Origin of the sequence: Actinokineospora globicatena (assembly GCF_024171945.1) — a bacterium.
Lineage (GTDB): Bacteria > Actinomycetota > Actinomycetes > Mycobacteriales > Pseudonocardiaceae > Actinokineospora > Actinokineospora globicatena.
This window is the reverse complement of the sequence record NZ_JAMTCR010000006.1, coordinates 376365-392706: the sequence shown is the minus strand read 5'-3', so window position 1 is coordinate 392706 and position 16342 is coordinate 376365. Positions and strand designations below refer to the sequence as shown.

The window sequence follows — 16342 nt, the reverse complement described above, 5'->3', positions numbered from 1 at the left end:
GGTGCCCGCGCACACCCACGACACCCGCTCGATGGGCCTATCGCACCCGACTCATGGAGTGGGCGGCGCCCACGGTGACCACAGTGGACTCACACCGGGTCAGGTGCCGGTGACGGCGAGGACGATCTTGCCGGTGGTGCGGTTGGCCGCGCCGATCTCGTGGGCCTTGCCCGCTTCCGCCAGGGGCAGGATGTGTTCCACGTGCACCCGCACGGCTTCCCGGTCCACGAGGTCGGCCACCGCGGCCAGGCCGGTGGAGTCCGGTTCGACCAGGAACGGGGTCACCCGGACGCCGCGCGCCTCGGCGGCGCGGGTGACCTCCGGGCTGACCTGGCCGATGGTGAGCACCAGGAGACCGCCCGGGCGGAGGGTGTCGAGCAGGCCGAGGGTGTGGTCGCCGCCGAGGAGGTCGAGGACGACGTCTTGGTCGCGGACGGTGGTGCTGACGTCGACCTTGGTGTAGTCGACGGCGTTGTCGACCCCGAGGCCCGCGAGGAACTCGTGCTTGGGCGCACTGGCGGTTCCGGTGACGACCGCGCCCCGGTGCTTGGCGATCTGGCAGGCCAGGTGCCCGACCCCACCGGCGGCGGCGGTGACCAGGACGCGGGTGCCCGCCCCGACCCCCGCGACATCCACCAGGGTCTGCCAGGCGGTCAGCCCGGCCATCGGCAGCGCGGCGGCCTCGGCGAAGGACAGCGACGCGGGTTTGCGGGCGAACTGCCGGGCGGGTGCGGTCACGTACTCGCCGTAGCCGCCCGCCTGGCGGGGGAACCACAGCAGGCCGAACACCTCGTCGCCGGGCTGGAAGCGGGTGACGCGCGGGCCGGACTCGACCACGCCCGCCACGTCCCAGCCCTGGGTGAACGGGTGCGCGCCCAACCCGCCGGGCGGGAAGACCCCGGCGCGGATCTTCCAGTCGACCGGGTTCACCCCGGCCGCGTGCACCCGCACCAGCACCTCGGTGGGCAGCGGCACCGGGCGCGGCACGGTGGCGGGCACCAGCACCTCCGGACCACCGGCGGCCACCGTCTGCATGACGGTCATCTGCTCGGACATGGGACTTCCTCTCGTTGCTCGGAGTCCTCCCCGGCGAGGGGAGGGATGCGGCGCCACCCGGCCCGCTCGGCGTGCGCGCGCAGCACCGGCTCGTCGCCGACCGCCACCGGGCACCCGGCCAGTTCGAGCACCGGCAGGTCGGAGTGGTCGTCGCCGTAGGCGAAGCAGTCGGTCAGGTCGATCCCCCGCGCGGCGGCGAACTCGCGCACGGCCATGGCCTTGTTCGCGCCGACCATCGGGGTCCCGACCGCGCCGGTGAGCTCGCCCGCCACGACCTCCGGCTCGGTGCACAGCACGACGTCCGCGCAGGCGAACCGGGCGATCGGGGTCAGGCACGGCGGGAACGACCCGGACAGCAGCACGACGTGGTCGCCTGCGGCCCGGTGCGCGCGAAGCATGGTCAGCACCCGCGGGTCGAACAGCCCGCCCTTGGCGTACTCGGCGGTGAACCACCGCTCTCCGGCGGCGGCCAGGTCGGCGGCGGGACGACCGGCGAAGGCCCGGTAGAACGCCCGGTTGGCCGTCTCCCGGTTCGCCCCCGCCGCCTTGACCCGCGCCAGCTCGGCCAGGTGTCCGGTGTGGACGGAGTCCGGCAGGCCGCGCTCGGCGGTGTCGAAGGCGAGGAACCGGAAGATGCTGGTGATCGTGATCAGCGTCCCGTCGACGTCGAAGAACGCGGCCCGCCGGTGGGTCACGCGGTGGCGCCGGTGCGGGCGTCGAGCAGCGCGAGGGCCTCGGCCAGGGTCTGCTCGTGGTGCAGCTCGCCCTCGGCGATGACCACCCCGTACTCCTTCTGCGCCCACAGCGCGATCTCCATGAGGTGCAGCGAGTCCAGCCCGATGTCCTCCAGGGTGCTGTCCAGGCTCAGCCGCGCGGGCGGCACCTCGGCCTTGTCCGCGACCAGTGCCAGGACGCGCTCGTTGATCGTGGTGTTCACGAGATATCTCCCTGCTTCGTGTTGTCTGATGTGGACCGCGCCGGGCTCAGGCCACCGCGAGGTTCGGCCACTCCAGGGCGATCGCGCCCCAGGTGGCGCCGCCACCGAAGGCGGTGAGCACGATCCGGTCGCCCGGCGTGATCAACCCGGTGGTCGCCGCGTCGTCGAGGGCGAGCGGGATCGACGCGGCGGCGGTGTTGCCGTAGCGGTCGACGTTGACGAACGCCCGCTCCTGGGCCAGCCCCAGGTGGTCGGCCACCGCGCGCAGGATGCGCACGTTGGCCTGGTGCCCGACCAGCCAGTCGAGCGAGCCGACGTCCCAGCCGGTGCGGGCCAGCACGGTGCGGGAGGACTCGGTCATCCGCAGCACCGCGTGCCGGAACACCTCCCGGCCGTGCATCGCCATGTACTCGTCGCCCGGCGCGGCGGGCAGCCCGGAGGCGCGCTGCCGGGACCCGCCGCCGGGGATGATGATCAGGTCGGCCAGGTCGCCGTCGCTGCCCAGGTCGAAGGCCAGCAGCGCGCCGGGTTGCGACTGGTCGCCCGCGCTGAGCACCACCGCGCCCGCCCCGTCACCGAAGATCGGCGCGGTGCCCCGGTCGGACTGGTCGATGATCGTGGTGAACGCCTCGGCGCCGATCACCAGCACCCGCTCGGCCGTGCCCAGCGCGATCAGGCCCGCCCCGCTGGCCAGGGCGTAGAGGAACCCGGAGCACACCGCGCCGACGTCGTAGGCCGGGACGGTGCCCAGGCCCAGCGCCGCGGCCACGGTCGGCGCGGTCGCCGGGCACGGGTGGTCCGGGGTCGTGGTGGCCAGCACGACCGCGTCGACCGCGCCGACGCCCGCCGACTTCAGCGCCCGCCTGCCCGCCTCGGCGGCCAGGTCGCTGGTCGCCGAGCCGCGCTCGAGGTGCCTGCGCTCGCGGATGCCGGTCCGCGTCCTGATCCACTCGTCGGTGGTGTCCATCCTGGCGGCGTACATGTCGTTGGTGACGACCCGGTCCGGCACCGCCGACCCCACACCCGCCAACACCGCGGCGCGTCCCATCGCTGCGCCCCTCCCCCGCCCGCTCGTCCCGCTCAGGCCGACGCCACGGCCCAGGCGCGGTCGGACTCGATCGTCATGTCGACCTTTCGGTACTCGTCCTGGGCGCGGGCGATCGCGGTGTGCACGTCGGTCACCGGGGTCAGGCCGAGCACCTCGACGATGCCCTCCAGCCGCTGCACCAGGGTGCCGCCGATGACGTGCCGGGGGATGCCCAGCTCGTCGATGGCCGCGGCGATGCCCTCGTCGGCGAGCCTGCGGAAGCGCTCGTTGACCGGGCGGTGCCCGTCCTTGGCCAGCTCCAGCTCGTTGGGCAGGTGCACGAACACGTCGTAGGTGTTCTTGACGTGCTCCTTGATGGCCACCCCGAGCTGGTCCATCACGTGTTCGAAGAACAGCATCTCGGGAGTGCGCTCGACGGTCTGCACGTCCGACAGGTGCACGGAGTCGTTGGGGTTGATGCCGACGATCACCCGGACCGAGCCGTAGAGCCACTCCTGCAGCGACGAGCCGTCGGAGACGAAACCAGTGCTCAGGTGGCTCTCGTGCACGACGCGCTCGACGTGGCGGCGGACGATCAGCTGGATCAGCTCGGCGCCGTCGCACTGCTCCAGGGTCTTGCCGGGCACGGCGAAGGGCAGCAGCTCGCGCATGGTGCGGGCCCGGGTGCGCGGCATGTCGACCAGGTGCGAGAGCGCGTAGGAGGTGAGGGTCTTGCCGGAGGAGTAGGTGCCGGAGATGGCGAGCTTCATGGGTTCCCCTGGGTTCTCGGTGGTGTGGTTCAGATGCCGCGCGGCAGCGCGTGGGCGACGGCGCAGGTGAAGCGGACACCGGCCAGTTCGGTGTGGATGTCCGCGGTGCGCCAGACGCCGCCGTTCATCTCGACGAGGTTCGTGGTGGCCAGGCTGGTGCGCAGGGCGAACGGACCGGTGCCCGCGACCGGGCGCGTGGCGGTGAGCGTGGTGGAGCGCATCCACAGCGTGTTGCTGCCGCTGCGGCGCATACCGTCCATTTCGTACAGCAGGACCTGCGCGAGCTGCAAACCCGCGGCGAAGGCCTCCACCATGGTCGGCGCGGGCTGGTAGGCGCCCTCGATCCCGGCGGTGGCGTCGGACGGCTCCAGGCGGACGACGGCCTCGGCCGAGGTGTTGGGGACGTCCAGCGCGAGGTCGTCCAGGTGGTGGTGGACACGGGCGAAACCGGTGCCGTAGTAGCGGTCGGCGGCGGGTCCGAGCAGTGCGTCCGGGCTGTCGTGCTCAGTGGCGCCCGGGGTGACCGCACCACCGGTGTGCACCACCTCGCACCGGACCCGCATGGATCCGACCTGACTGTCCACAGTAGATACCGTGGACAAGCCGCCCGGTTCGGTGGTCGTGTCGGTCAGCTGGGCGGAGAGCGGCAACCGGCGCAGGTCCTCCTCGGGGCTCTGCCCGGCCCGGATGCGCACCCGGCGCACCCACGCGGCGCGGCGCGCTTGCTCGTCCAGGCCGAAAGCGCTGACCACGGCCAGTTCGGCGAGGGTGGCGCCGAAGAGGATGGCGTCGATGGTGCTCAGGTGCGGGCGCAGGTCGACGCCCGCGGACTTCTTCGACCAGTCGGTCGGGTAGGACAGTCCCACGTGCGTGCGCACCGTGGCGTCGCTTGTGCTGGCGACGTCGGTGGCGACCGGTCCGAAGTGGTAGCCGACTCGGCGGTAGCCCGCCGAGAAGAAGCGCTTGGCGCCGTCGCCGAGGTAGTCGTCGACCGTCGGGCGCGGCGGCGCTGGGTTGGTCATCTCTGGGCACTCCCGTCCGCGGCCACCGAGGTGGTCCGCGTGGCTGGGGGAACTTGGCAGGCGAGCGAAGTGCTGCGGACAGAACCGGAACACCCACGGCCGCTGTCGAGATCGACGCTACACCGGCGCCGGGCGCGGAACCTGCGTCGCTTTGTACGGGTACCGCCATCCGGGTACCACGGGCACCAGGATGACCTGTGCCACAACCGATGGCAGCGCGGCGGCCGGTCGACCCAGCCTGGTGGTCCGGGTGTCCACGGGCAACAGTTCGGCGGCGAAACCGCCGGAACCGGTTGCGGCGCCCCGTGTTGTGTGCGCGGTGTGTCGCGTGTGTCCGTCCACCGTGGCCCGGTCGCCCCTTTCGTCCTGTTCGGTCCGCACGCCCTGGAGGTCCCCGGTGACCACTGTGTCCGATGGCTCCGTTCCACACATCGACTCCGCCCCGCCCACCCCGCACATCAACTCCACCCCGCCCACCCGACCCGCGGGCTCCGCCGCGTCCGAGGACTCCGCGGCGCTGGAGGTCGACACCGTGTTCGGGGTGCCCGCGCACCCCGGCTACCAAGCGGAGCAGCTGATCGCCAAGCTGGGCATCCGGCTCGTGGAGTGCGGGCCGGGGCGGGTGGTGGGCACGATGCCGGTGACCGGCAACCGGCAGCCGGTCGGCATCATGCACGGCGGCGCCAACGCTGCCTTCGCCGAGACGCTCGGCTCCCTCGCCGCCTGGGCGCACGCGGGCCCAGGGGGTCGCGCCGTCGGGCTCGACCTGTCCTGCACGCACCACCGCTGGGTCTCGTCCGGCCTGGTCACCGGCACCGCGACCGCCCTGCACGAGGGCAGGGCGACGGCCACCTACGAGATCGTGATCGTCGACGAGTCCGGCAGGCGCACGTGCACCGCGCGGCTCACCTGCGCCATCGGGAAGCGCAGGCGCACAACATGATCATCCCATGAGCTGCTCATCCACAGTGGACTCAGCGCTGGGTGGCCCTGCCAGTACCAGTACCACCGGGGGGAGGGTCCGGCACAGCCTGGCCGCGACCGGGCCGGTGCGCGACGATCGAGGGTGACCACGCCGCCGCCCGCGGCGTTCGGGGACCTACCTGCTGGAGCGATGTGCCTGGAGAAGTGCCCGCCGGTCGAGTGCCGGTGGCCGGTCGGGCGCGGTTGACGCCCGGCGGTGGGATGTCCGCGGGCCTGGTCCGGCTCTTCGCCGTCGCGGCGGGGCTCGCGGTGGCCAACGTCTACTACGCCCAGCCGCTGCTGACCGCCATCGCCGCCGAGTTCGGGGTCGGCAGCGCGACGGCGTCGGCGCTGGTCACGGTCACGACGGCGGGCTACGCGGTCGGCCTCGGCCTGGTCGTGCCGCTCGCGGACATCCTCGACCGCAGGCGCTTGGTGGTGGCGATGCTCTCGGCGGTGGCGCTCATCCAGGCCGCCGCGTCGGCAGCGCCGTCGATCACCGTGCTGATGCTGGTCTCGGCCGTGCTGGCGCCGTGCGCGGTGGTCGCACCCATCATGGTCGCCTTCGCCGCGACGCTCGCGGCACCCCAGCGGCGCGGCCAGGTCACCGGGACGGTCATGAGCGGGGTGCTGGTCGGGGTGCTGCTCGCCCGCACCGGCGGTGGCCTGGTGGCCGAGTGGGCCGGGACGTGGCGGGCGGTCTACGCGGCCGCCGCGGTGCTGATGGCGCTGCTCGCGGCGGTGCTGTGGCGGGTGCTGCCGGACGTGCGGGTCGCCGATCGGCTCGGCTACGGGGCGCTGCTGCGCTCGGTGGTGGCGATCGTGCGCGAGGAACCGGTGCTGCGGCTGCGCTGCGCCTACGGGTTCCTGTCCTTCGCCGGGTTCAGCGCGTTCTGGGCGACCACCGCGTTCCTGCTCGCCGGGGAGCCCTACCACTACGGCGCGGGCGTCATCGGCGCGTTCGGGCTCCTGGGAGCGGTGGGCGCGTACGCGGCGCGGGCCACCGGGCGGTTCGTCGACCGCGGTCGCGGGGAGCTGGTGACCGGGTCGCTGCTGGGCTTGGTGCTGCTCTCGTGGGGGTTGATGGCGCTGGGCGGCGGGCGCTGGATCGTGCCGCTGGTGCTCGGCGTGGTCGCGCTCGACCTCGGGGTGCAGGGCGTGCAGGTGGCGAACCTGTCGGCGGTCTACCAGCTGCGGCCCGAGGCGCGCAGCCGGATCACCATGGCCTACACCGGCACCTACTTCCTCGGTGGCGCGGTCGGCGCGGCCGCCTCCGGTGCCGCCTACGCCGCGGCGGGCTGGCTCGCGGTGTGCGGGGTCGGCGCCCTGCTCGCGGCGGCCTGCCTGCTGCTGTGGGCGGTGCGCGGCGCCGCCGTCCGGCCGCCGCCCGGTTGACCGGCGCACCCGCCGATCACGAACCGGTTTCGGCGTTCGTTCCCCAGCAATTGCGCACATCGCCGCCTGGGGCAACTCGCCACGCCACGCGCACGCTTTCGTTTTCTCGCCAGAATCAGAGCTACCGACGAGTTTCTTTGCTTTTCGAAATCGTTGGCCGCTCAACGATCCGCCGGTGGCAGCGCGTGAGTTGCACGGCCGGTAATCGCATGATCACCTCGTGCGGTACCGCTTGACACCCGAGTGGGAAAGTGGCAAAACTCCGAACATGGGAAAGAGTGGGGGGACCAGTAGGCGGCGCGAGGAGTTGGGTCATTTCCTGACGACGCGCAGGGCTCGATTATCCCCGGCCGATTTCGGTTTGTCCGTATCCTCCGGTAGACGCCGAACGCCTGGTTTGCGCCGCGAGGAGGTGGCGGTGCTCGCGGGCATCGGCACCTCCTGGTACACGTGGCTCGAGCAGGGTCGCGACATCAACGTCTCCGAGCCGGTCGCGCGTGCGGTGGGGCACGCGCTGCGGCTCAACCGGTCCGAGTTGTGCTACCTCTACCAGCTGCTGGGGATCAGCCCGCCCCCGGCGAAGGCGACCGTCGGCGAGTGCCCGAACCTCGACCTGCGCCAGGTCGTCGACGAGTGCCTGCCGAGCCCGGCGCTGGTGGTCGACAGCCTGTGGAACCTGGTGGCCAGCAACCGCTCCGCGCGGTTGGTGTTCGGCCTGACCGACCGGGACCGCAACCTGCTGACCAGTTTCTTCTGCCGCGAGGAGATCTGGTCGCGCTACACCAACCCCGACCGGATGGCCAGGATGGCCGTCGCCCAGTTCCGGGTCAGCGCCGCGGGCCACTACGACGACCCGATCTTCAACAACCTCATCCGCACCCTGTGCGCGCAGAGCGAGAAGTTCACCCAGCTCTGGCACACCCACGAGGTGCTCGACGCCCGGCTCAGCAGCAAGGAGGTCGACCACCCCGAGGTGGGCAGGCTGAGCTTCGACACCCAGTCCTGGCTGCTCGACGGCCCGGACCGGATACGCATGTTCCTGCACGTCCCGCACCGCATGTCCGACACCAGGGCCAAACTCGCCACCCTCCTCGCCGCCGAACCCCACCACCCCGAGGTCACCGCCGTCGCGGGCCGCGCCACCGCCTGAGCACGCCCGGGCAGGGCCCGCCCCTGCCCGGGCGCGTTCGTCGCCGAACACATCGCGGAAGTCCGGTCCAGGGCTTTCCCGGTCGATTTCGCTCATGTGCCGGAAATCTGAGCGAAACACTCCTGCCCAGTTCCGGCAGCGTGCTAGCCGCACCACCGGTGAGCCGATCGCACAAGTCCACGACCAGCCACTACACACGACGGCGACTTCCATTCCCCAGTTCGCCACCGGCACACCGCATCCAGTTCTGGCCGCCGTGGTTGAACCATTCTTGGCCCCGGCCCGCAAGACCACCGCTCACCCGAACCGTCCAGCCGAGTTCCCATTGCACAAGCCGTTGACGCGATGAGGAACCAACCGGACGGCCGTTCTCACGCCAAGAACGGCGTGTTGTGGACCTCGACGTGGAAGCGCGTGGCCGTGCGGCTGACCCACAGGCGCTCCACGGACGCGAGCGCGTAGGCCGCCACGTCGTCAGGCAGGTCGAACGCCACCTTGTAGTGCTTCTCCCGCGCGGACTCCGCCACCGCACCCCCCAGGTCGATGCCGCGCAGCGTACCGGCTGAAGATCAAGACCTCGGGCCCGCGCCGTGCAGGAGGGTGGTGATGACCTTGGTGGCGAGGAGGTCGGGGTCGGGTTCGGTGGTGTTGTGGGCGGCTTCGCCGATGAGGGCGTAGTAGACCTTGCAGGTCCAGTCGAGGTCGGCGTCGGGGGCGATGTGGCCGGTGGTCTGGGCGCGGGCCAGGAGGGTCACGCAGCGGGTGGCGGTGTGGTGTTGGCGTTCGGACCAGCGGGAGTCGGGGGCGAAGGACTCGGTCATGGCGAAGGGCCAGCCGAGTTTCAGGCGCAGGACGCTGGCGGTGACCTGGTGCAGGGCGACCAGCGGGGGCGCGGTGTCGGGGTTGGCGGCGTCGATCACCGCGTCGAGCTGGTCCATGACGGTCGTGACCAGGGTGTCGACGAGGGCCTGGCGGTTGGCGAAGCGCCGGTGGACGGTGGTCCTGGCGACGCCCGCGGCCTCCGCGACCTGCTCCAGGGACGCGGCCGGGTTCGCCGCCAGCACCTTCTCGGCCGCTTCCAGGATCGCGCGGACGCTGCGTTCGGCGTCGGCGCGCAGCGGGCGTCCCTGGGTGACCACCGAGCCAGCCTAACATCTGCGACACCACTGTTGCAGTTAGCCCATTATCTGCTACAACTGTGATGCAGTTAGCCGAGCAGAGGGAGAGCAGCATGAGCACCGCACTGGTCACTGGAGCGTCCGCGGGCCTGGGGGTCGAGTTCGCCGAGCAGTTCGCCGCGCGGGGGTACGACGTCGTGCTGGTGGCGCGCAGCGAGCACCGGCTCCAGGAGCTCGCCAAGCGCCTGAACAGCACCTACGGCGTGCGGGCCGAGGTCATCGCCCAAGACCTGAGCGCGGTCGACGCCGCCCCGGCGATCACCCGCGAGCTGGCGGCCAGGGGCGTCACCGTGCACACCCTGGTCAACAACGCGGGCTTCGGCTCGGCGGGCCGCTTCGAGGAGATCGCCGACGGCCGGGACCGCGAGCAGCTGATGGTCAACGTCGTCAGCCTCGTCGGGCTGACCCGCGCCCTGATCCCGCAGGTCCTCGACGGCAAGGGCGCGGTCATCAACGTCGCCTCCACCGCGGGCCTGCAGCCGACCCCGTACTTCGCCACCTACGGCGCGGGCAAAGCGTTCGTGCTCACCTTCAGCCTCGCCCTGCGCGCCGAGCTCAAAGGCCGCGCCACTGTCCTTTGTGTATGCCCCGGCCCCACCGAGACCCAGTTCTTCGACACCGTCGAGGTTGGGCGCAAGGCCGCGATCGGCGGCAAGTTCATGACCGCGCGAGCAGTCGTGGCCGCGACCCTGCGCGCGCTGGACCGCGACCGGGGTTACCTCGTGCCCGGACTCCTCAACTCCGCCAACGCGCACCTCACCCCGCGCCGCCCGCGCAAGATGGTCGCCGCCATCGCCGAGCGGGTGTCGCGCGGGGTGCTCAGCGGGTGACCAACCGGCTGGCCAGCGTCGCCGCCAAGGAGTCCACAAGCGACGGATCGGGCTTGCGCTTACCCGAGACACCAACATAAGCGAGCAACTCGCCCTTGACGATCCACACCTGGCGCGAGCGGAACACCACGAAACCGCCGTCGTAGGTGATGTCCGCGACCCACGGTGTGCCACCGACGATGTCGATGGTGACCTTCTGCTTGATGTTCCCGGAGAACACGCGGTACTGGTGGCAGTGCGCGTAGTTCTCGGCGATCCTGCGCATCGCCTCCCCGCCATCGTCGGTGTAGCGGTAGACCGAGGTGGAGATCCACGACCCGTCGGGCATGTCGAACGTGCGCGAGGCCTTGGTCAGTTCAGGCGGGCCGACGTCCACCCCGCAGTCCGACGGTTCGGTGCGGATGTCCGAAGAGGACCCACCGGTCGACGGCGGCTTTTCCTTGGCACCACGCGGTAAGTCCGCGGCGGTGAGCAGCATCGTCGCCAGGTCGACCGGGGGCGCGGGCGGGGGTGGGGGCGGCGGTGGCGGCGTGCTGGTGGTCGGCGCGGGCGGCTCGGGTGGGACGCTTGTCGCCACATCCGAGATCGCCCGCAGCAGGGGCAGGAAGTCATCGGCGGCGGCGGTGAAGGCGGTGGAGACGGGATTGGGGTCGCCGTCGGGCCCGGAGAAGATCCGCACGCACTCCTGGGCACCGAGCCGCGACGCGTCCATCCCGGAGTTCCAGTGCCCACGCGCGACCGGCTCCGGCGGATCCGGGTACTCGCGGGCCACCCGGATCCGGTCCAGCAGCTCCTCGCACCGCGCCACCTGCGCGGCCCGGTCGTCCTCGGCCATCCCCAACAGCGCCCGCGACTGCGCCTGTCCGACGTCGCTGAGCAGCGCCATTCCCCCACCGTGCGCCCAGATGAACAACGCCCGCCGCGGGTCGACGATCCCGGTGGTGGGCTGTCGCGGCAACAAAGCCACCGCCGAAGAGGTGGCCACCGGGAACGGCACCAGCACGGCCGCGGTCAGCGCGACGACGGGGATCAACGCCACCCGTCGCACCGGGCGGGCGGCCACCCGCCGCCGCCCCACCACCGCCACCAGGGCAGCCGCGACCAAGGCGGTGAACGGCAGGACCCGCATCGGCTGCCGCGCCAGGACGGCGTCGACCTCGCCCGCCGACCAGTGCGCGGCCCAGATCGCCAAGCAGCCCGCTATCCCGGTCAGCCACGCCGCCACCACCGCCGCGACGACCCCGGACCGACGCGCCACCCACGCGACCGCCAGCTGAACCACGGCCACAGCGGCCAACTGCCACGCGGTCGCCACCAGCGGATCCGCGCCGCCGATCACCAGAACGGCGATGGCCGCCACCGCCATCCCCGCCGCACCAACGGTGAACGCTGCCCGGGGTGGACGGCCCAAGAGCGCGGGCACGAGCCACACCAGTCCAAGCGCGACCGTCGTCAGCACCCGGTCGACGTCCGCGAAGAGCGGGAGTGCCGCGGCCCCGAGCAGCACCGCGTCCACACCACCGCCCGCGATGTCGCCGAGCCGTTCGAGCGCCGGGGCGAGCATCGAGTCCCACAGCCCGGAATACCCGTACGCGGTGGGCAGCCACCCCAGCACGCTCCAGCAGACGACCACCACGGCGACGGCCACCGCGACCCGCTGGAACCTCGACCTGGCCAGCGACACGCACCACCCGGCCCACGCACACACCAGCACCGCCACGACCACGGCGACGGCGCGCAACCAGAGGGTCAGCGGCGCGAACTGCACCCCCAGCGGGTCGAGGACGACCATCGGCACGACCAGCCCGCCCAGCCCCAACCCGAGGCCGATCCCCAGCCCGGGCGCGAGGAACACCCGACGCCGGTCACCGCCCAGGCGCACGTACTCCGCGCCCCGCCACGCCGCGACGCCCACCAGCGCCGCCGCCCCGGCCGACCACGCCAGCCGCAGCACGGCCGGTCCGGCCGAGTCCGAGCGCAGCCACAGGGTGCCCAGCGCCATGCCCGCGGTGTTGGCGACCACCTGCCACGTGAGCCCGCCGAGGAAGAACGCCCAGAACCCGGGCCGCAGGAGCAGGCGCGGGTCCTGGGTGACGGCGAGCCGGGCCGCGCGACTCGGGTGCGTGGTGAAGCGGGGCGACCGCACGTCCGGCAGGGTCCGGAACGGGTCGTCGGCGCCGGTCCACGCGACCACCAGCACGTCGGCGTGGTGCTCGCGGACCCGCAGCACCGAGGCCCGCGCCGCGTAGGCGAGCAGGACCAGCAGCGGGGACCACACCAGCAGCGCCAACAGGTCCACGTCCGGCGTCACGACTTGCGAGCGCACCAGGCTGACGGTGAACGGCAGGACCGCCACCAGCAGCACGGCCCGCCAGACCGCGATGGTGGCGTAGGTGATCGGCACGTCGCGGTGGCGCAGGTGGGCGAGTTCGTGCAGCACGACGGCGTCGAACGCGGGCCGGTCGCGGTCGTGCAGCAGCACCAGTCCCACGTCGAGGCAGACCACGGACCGGCGGTGCGTGCCGAACGCGACCCCGCCCGCGCGGGTGCTGCCCGGGTCGAGCCGGAACTCGGGCAGCGCGGCCAGCCCGGCCTTGCGGGTGAGCTCGGTGAGGGTCGGTTCCAGGCGAGCCCACAGCGCGGGGACGTCGCGCAGCAGCACGAGGCGTCCGCGCCTGATCCGCCAGGCGGGCTGGGCGACGTAGAACAGCCAGGTCACCAGCGCGAGCAACGCCAAGGCGCCGCCGAGCCAGAGCAACTGGGTGCCGCGCAGGGCGTAGAGGCAGTCGTAGTAGGAGTTCCACTTGCCCTCGTCGGGCTCGATGCGCACCGAGGCGTCCGGGTACACGCCGCTGACCACCTGGCACCGCAGTCTGGCCAGACCTCGGTCCGCGCCCGTGAGCGACGCGAAGTGGTCGGCCACGTAAGCGGTGATCGCCACCGCGATCCCGACCAGCGTCAGGAACCGGAACGTCGTCCCCGCCGGGACACCCGCCCCGGCCACCCGCGCCTCAGGCGGCGTCGTCGTCACGGGTGAGCTCGGCGATCACGGTGTCGGCGATCCGGTTGGCCTCGTCCGCGGAGCGGCCCAGTTCCCTGGCGCGCTCGACGACGACCCGGCGGACCTCGTCGGCGGCGCCCTCGTCGCGGCGGAAGACCTTGCGGACCAGCTTGACGGTGCCGTTGGCCAGGGACTCCCCCGCCTTGCCCAGCAGGTGCTGGTACACCGAGGCACCCACGGCGAGGGCCACCGGCGTCACCATGGTCACGACCGTGCCGATCCCGGACCCGAGCACCGGCGGCCGCGAGCCGTCGCGGGAGAGCAGCCGCTCGGGGTCGCGCAGGAACTCCTGCCCCACGACATCGACCACGACCGCCTCGTCAGGCGCCAGATCGGCCACCACCGCCCGCGCCGTCACCAGCACGAACTCGTCGAACCCCGCGTTGCGCCCCACTCGACTCCCCCTCCGAGAAGACAGCATCGTGGCGCACTCCCCCACCCCCGGTCATTCCACCGAAGCGGTGACGCGCGTCCACCGGTTCCCGCACACCCGGTACACCGTTCGAGACGCCCGGGTTCCACTGCGCGGTCCCATTCCGGCGCGGACGATTTCTCGACCCGGGCGACCGGAACACCGCCTCCAGGGAAACGGGACGACGCCCGGCGGGAGTTGTCGCAAATCGGCTGGCTTTGGGTGAAACTCAAGAAAGGCGGCCGACGATTGACTGGGTGGGCCATTGCGTAGCGATAGGTACCGGCCGCCGAAATCCTAGGTAGGAAGATCCGTAGGTGAATCGGAACCGACGGTTGACCTGGGGCTTTACCAACTGTTTTAACTGTGGAAGGCCAGTTCTTGTTCACAGCGGGAATGTGCTCGTAGGGTTTGCGCGGGGTCCGGCCGTTCCCTACGTTGCCGACCCCACCACCCTGCGAAGTGAGGAATTCGGCTACTCATGAGAAAAACAACACTGAAGGTGGTCGCCGTCGCGGCCGCCGCTTCGGGGATCGCCGCGTACTTCCTGTCCCCAGGTGCGTCGGCGTCCGAGGCCCAGCAGGTGTCGATCGTGAACGCGAGCTCGGCGGACGCGGTGGCCGGGCGCTACATCGTGGTGTTCAAGAACCAGGGCCAGGGCGCGCAGGCGGTCAGCGCGTCGGCCGCGTCGATGACCCGCCAGTACGGCGGCCAGGTCCGGCACACCTACGACGCCGTGCTCAACGGGTACGCCGCGTCGATGTCGGCGGACGAGGCGGCCAAGGTCGCCAAGGACCCGAACGTGTCCTACGTGCAGCAGGTCACCAAGTACGCCGCCGTTGACACCCAGACCAACCCGCCGAACTGGGGCGATGACCGCGTCGACCAGCGGGACCTGCCGCTCAACAGCGCCTACACCTACCCGACCAACCCCGGTCAGGGCGCTCGGGTGTACGTGATGGACTCCGGCATCAACGCCAGCCACACCGACTTCACCGGCCGCATCGCCCAGGGCTACGACTTCGTCGACGGCGACAGCACCCCGCAGGACTGCCACGGCCACGGCACGCACGTCGCCGGGACCGCCGCGGGCACCTCCTACGGCGTCGCCAAGAAGGCCACCATCGTCGCGCTGCGCGTGCTGGACTGCTCCGGCAGCGCCACCGACGACGACCTGATCGCGGCGATGAACTGGGTCAAGACCAACGCGGTCAAGCCCGCTGTCGTCAACTACAGCATCGGCTGCCGCTCGCGCTGCACCAACCAGACCATCGACAACGCCGTCAAGGCCGTTGTGGACAGTGGTGTGCAGTGGGTCCAGGCGGCGGGCAACTCCAACGACGACGCCTGCTACTACAGCCCGCAGCGACTGCCCGCGGCGATCACCGTCGGCAACAGCACCAAGACCGACACCCGCCGCAGCGACAGCAACTACGGCACCTGCCTCGACATCTGGGCGCCGGGCGACAACATCGTCTCGGCCTCGTACAGCAGCAACACCGGTAGCGCCACCATGTCCGGCACCTCGATGGCCTCCCCGCACGTCGCGGGCGCCGCCGCGGTGTACCTGGCGAAGAACACCTCGGCCACCTCGGCGCAGGTGCGCGACGCCCTGGTGAACAACGGCTCCACCGGCAAGCTGACCGGCATCAACACCGGTTCGCCGAACGTGCTGCTCTACACCGGCTTCCTCAACACCGACACCCCGACCGGCGTCACCGTCGCCAACCCGGGCAACAAGACCGCGACCGTCGGCCAGGCGTTCACCCTGGACAACAGCGCGTCCGGCGGCACCTCCCCGTACACCTGGTCGGCCACCGGCCTGCCCGCCGGTCTGACCATCGCGTCCTCGACCGGTCGCATCTCCGGCACCCCGACCGCCGCGGCCACCGCGAACGTCACCGTGACCGCGACCGACGCGGCCACCAAGTCGGGCTCGGCCACCTTCACCATCACGGTGTCCCCGACCGGCGGCGGCTGCTCGGCCGTCACCAACGACACCGACGTCGCGATCCGCGACAACGCCACCGTCGAGAGCTCCGTGACCGTCTCCGGCTGCGCGGGCAACGCCTCGGCCACCGCGACCGTCGCGGTGAACATCGCCCACACCTACATCGGCGACCTGGTCGTCACCCTGGTCGCGCCGGACGGCAGCACCTACGTCCTGCACAACCGCGCGGGCGGCTCGGCCGACAACATCAACAAGACCTACACGGTCAACCTGTCGGGCGAGGCCCGCAACGGCACCTGGAAGCTCCGTGTCGCGGACGCCTACGTCAACGACACCGGCAAGATCGACAGCTGGACCCTGACAACGTGATGACCGCGGTCTGACCAGACCCGTGAGCCCCCGGCGACGTCCCTCGCCGGGGGCTCACGGCGTTGCAGGACCAGTCCCCAGCACGGCGGCCATCGCCTCGGGCGCGATCGCGGCTGGTCGGTCCGCGCCTGCGCGCATGGCGGAACCGCACTTCTCCAGTTTCACAACGAAAGCCGTATCCCGCCGGGAAGGCCGGTACCTCGGAGAGGTCTTCGTCCACC

General features: G+C 71.7%; 15 protein-coding genes. 5 read left to right on the top strand and 10 right to left on the bottom strand.

The window, feature by feature from the left end; genetic code table 11:
* Positions 1–99: 99 nt before the first annotated feature.
* The 6 genes from LV79_RS29255 to LV79_RS29230 are packed head-to-tail and all read right to left on the bottom strand — an operon-like array spanning position 100 to position 4812.
* Entirely contained in the window at positions 100–1056 is a 957-nt protein-coding gene (locus tag LV79_RS29255; protein WP_253841510.1) for an NADP-dependent oxidoreductase, read from the bottom strand.
* Positions 1041–1751 (bottom strand): HAD family hydrolase, encoded by a 711-nt coding sequence (locus LV79_RS29250; RefSeq protein ID WP_253841509.1) that lies wholly within the window; start codon positions 1749–1751, stop codon positions 1041–1043. Before LV79_RS29250 ends, LV79_RS29255 begins: the two co-directional genes overlap by 16 nt.
* Entirely contained in the window at positions 1748–1993 is a 246-nt protein-coding gene (locus LV79_RS29245; protein ID WP_253841508.1) for an acyl carrier protein, read from the bottom strand. The genes LV79_RS29250 and LV79_RS29245 overlap by 4 nt, the downstream gene beginning before the upstream one ends.
* Positions 1994–2039: 46 nt before the next feature.
* Positions 2040–3041, bottom strand: coding sequence for a beta-ketoacyl-ACP synthase III (locus tag LV79_RS29240; protein ID WP_253841507.1), 1002 nt, complete (start codon positions 3039–3041; stop codon positions 2040–2042).
* 32 nt (positions 3042–3073) lie between these two features.
* Positions 3074–3790 carry an AAA family ATPase gene (locus tag LV79_RS29235; protein ID WP_253841506.1) on the bottom strand — a complete coding sequence of 239 codons (717 nt, stop codon included), beginning with the start codon at positions 3788–3790 and terminating at the stop codon, positions 3074–3076.
* 29 nt (positions 3791–3819) lie between these two features.
* The gene (locus tag LV79_RS29230) at positions 3820–4812 is read right to left on the bottom strand and encodes an AvrD family protein (RefSeq protein WP_253841505.1); all 993 of its coding nucleotides are present in this window, start codon (positions 4810–4812) and stop codon (positions 3820–3822) included.
* Between the two features lie 517 nt (positions 4813–5329).
* Between LV79_RS29230 and LV79_RS29225 the strand changes: the two genes are divergently transcribed.
* The 3 genes from LV79_RS29225 to LV79_RS29215 all read left to right on the top strand — a co-directional run bounded on the left by LV79_RS29225 (position 5330) and on the right by LV79_RS29215 (position 8320).
* Positions 5330–5755: a PaaI family thioesterase gene (locus tag LV79_RS29225; RefSeq protein ID WP_253841879.1), complete on the top strand. Its 426-nt coding sequence runs from the start codon at positions 5330–5332 to the stop codon at positions 5753–5755.
* Positions 5756–5928: 173 nt separating this feature from the next.
* Entirely contained in the window at positions 5929–7170 is a 1242-nt protein-coding gene (locus tag LV79_RS29220) for an MFS transporter (protein WP_253841504.1), read from the top strand.
* A 268-nt stretch (positions 7171–7438) separates the two neighbouring features.
* Positions 7439–8320 carry a helix-turn-helix transcriptional regulator gene (locus LV79_RS29215; protein ID WP_253841503.1) on the top strand — a complete coding sequence of 294 codons (882 nt, stop codon included), beginning with the start codon at positions 7439–7441 and terminating at the stop codon, positions 8318–8320.
* Between the two features lie 371 nt (positions 8321–8691).
* Here the strand turns inward: LV79_RS29215 and LV79_RS29210 are convergent, their stop codons facing one another.
* Together LV79_RS29210 and LV79_RS34195 are read right to left on the bottom strand one after the other, a co-directional pair.
* Entirely contained in the window at positions 8692–8847 is a 156-nt protein-coding gene (locus LV79_RS29210; protein WP_253841502.1) for a hypothetical protein, read from the bottom strand.
* A 42-nt stretch (positions 8848–8889) separates the two neighbouring features.
* Positions 8890–9459 carry a TetR/AcrR family transcriptional regulator gene (locus LV79_RS34195; RefSeq protein WP_285470291.1) on the bottom strand — a complete coding sequence of 190 codons (570 nt, stop codon included), beginning with the start codon at positions 9457–9459 and terminating at the stop codon, positions 8890–8892.
* A 92-nt stretch (positions 9460–9551) separates the two neighbouring features.
* On the opposite strand from LV79_RS34195, the gene LV79_RS29200 reads away from it, so the two are divergent.
* Positions 9552–10328, top strand: coding sequence for an SDR family NAD(P)-dependent oxidoreductase (locus tag LV79_RS29200; RefSeq protein WP_253841501.1), 777 nt, complete (start codon positions 9552–9554; stop codon positions 10326–10328).
* Here LV79_RS29200 and LV79_RS29195 read toward each other — a convergent pair.
* Both LV79_RS29195 and LV79_RS29190 read right to left on the bottom strand, forming a co-directional pair.
* Positions 10318–13359 (bottom strand): M48 family metalloprotease, encoded by a 3042-nt coding sequence (locus tag LV79_RS29195; RefSeq protein ID WP_253841500.1) that lies wholly within the window; start codon positions 13357–13359, stop codon positions 10318–10320. The genes LV79_RS29200 and LV79_RS29195 overlap by 11 nt on opposite strands.
* The gene (locus LV79_RS29190; RefSeq protein WP_253841499.1) at positions 13340–13783 is read right to left on the bottom strand and encodes a hypothetical protein; all 444 of its coding nucleotides are present in this window, start codon (positions 13781–13783) and stop codon (positions 13340–13342) included. The genes LV79_RS29195 and LV79_RS29190 overlap by 20 nt, the downstream gene beginning before the upstream one ends.
* A gap of 499 nt (positions 13784–14282) precedes the next feature.
* On the opposite strand from LV79_RS29190, the gene LV79_RS29185 reads away from it, so the two are divergent.
* Positions 14283–16121, top strand: a complete 1839-nt coding sequence (locus LV79_RS29185; protein ID WP_253841498.1) for a S8 family peptidase — start codon at positions 14283–14285, stop codon at positions 16119–16121.
* Positions 16122–16342 lie beyond the last annotated feature (221 nt).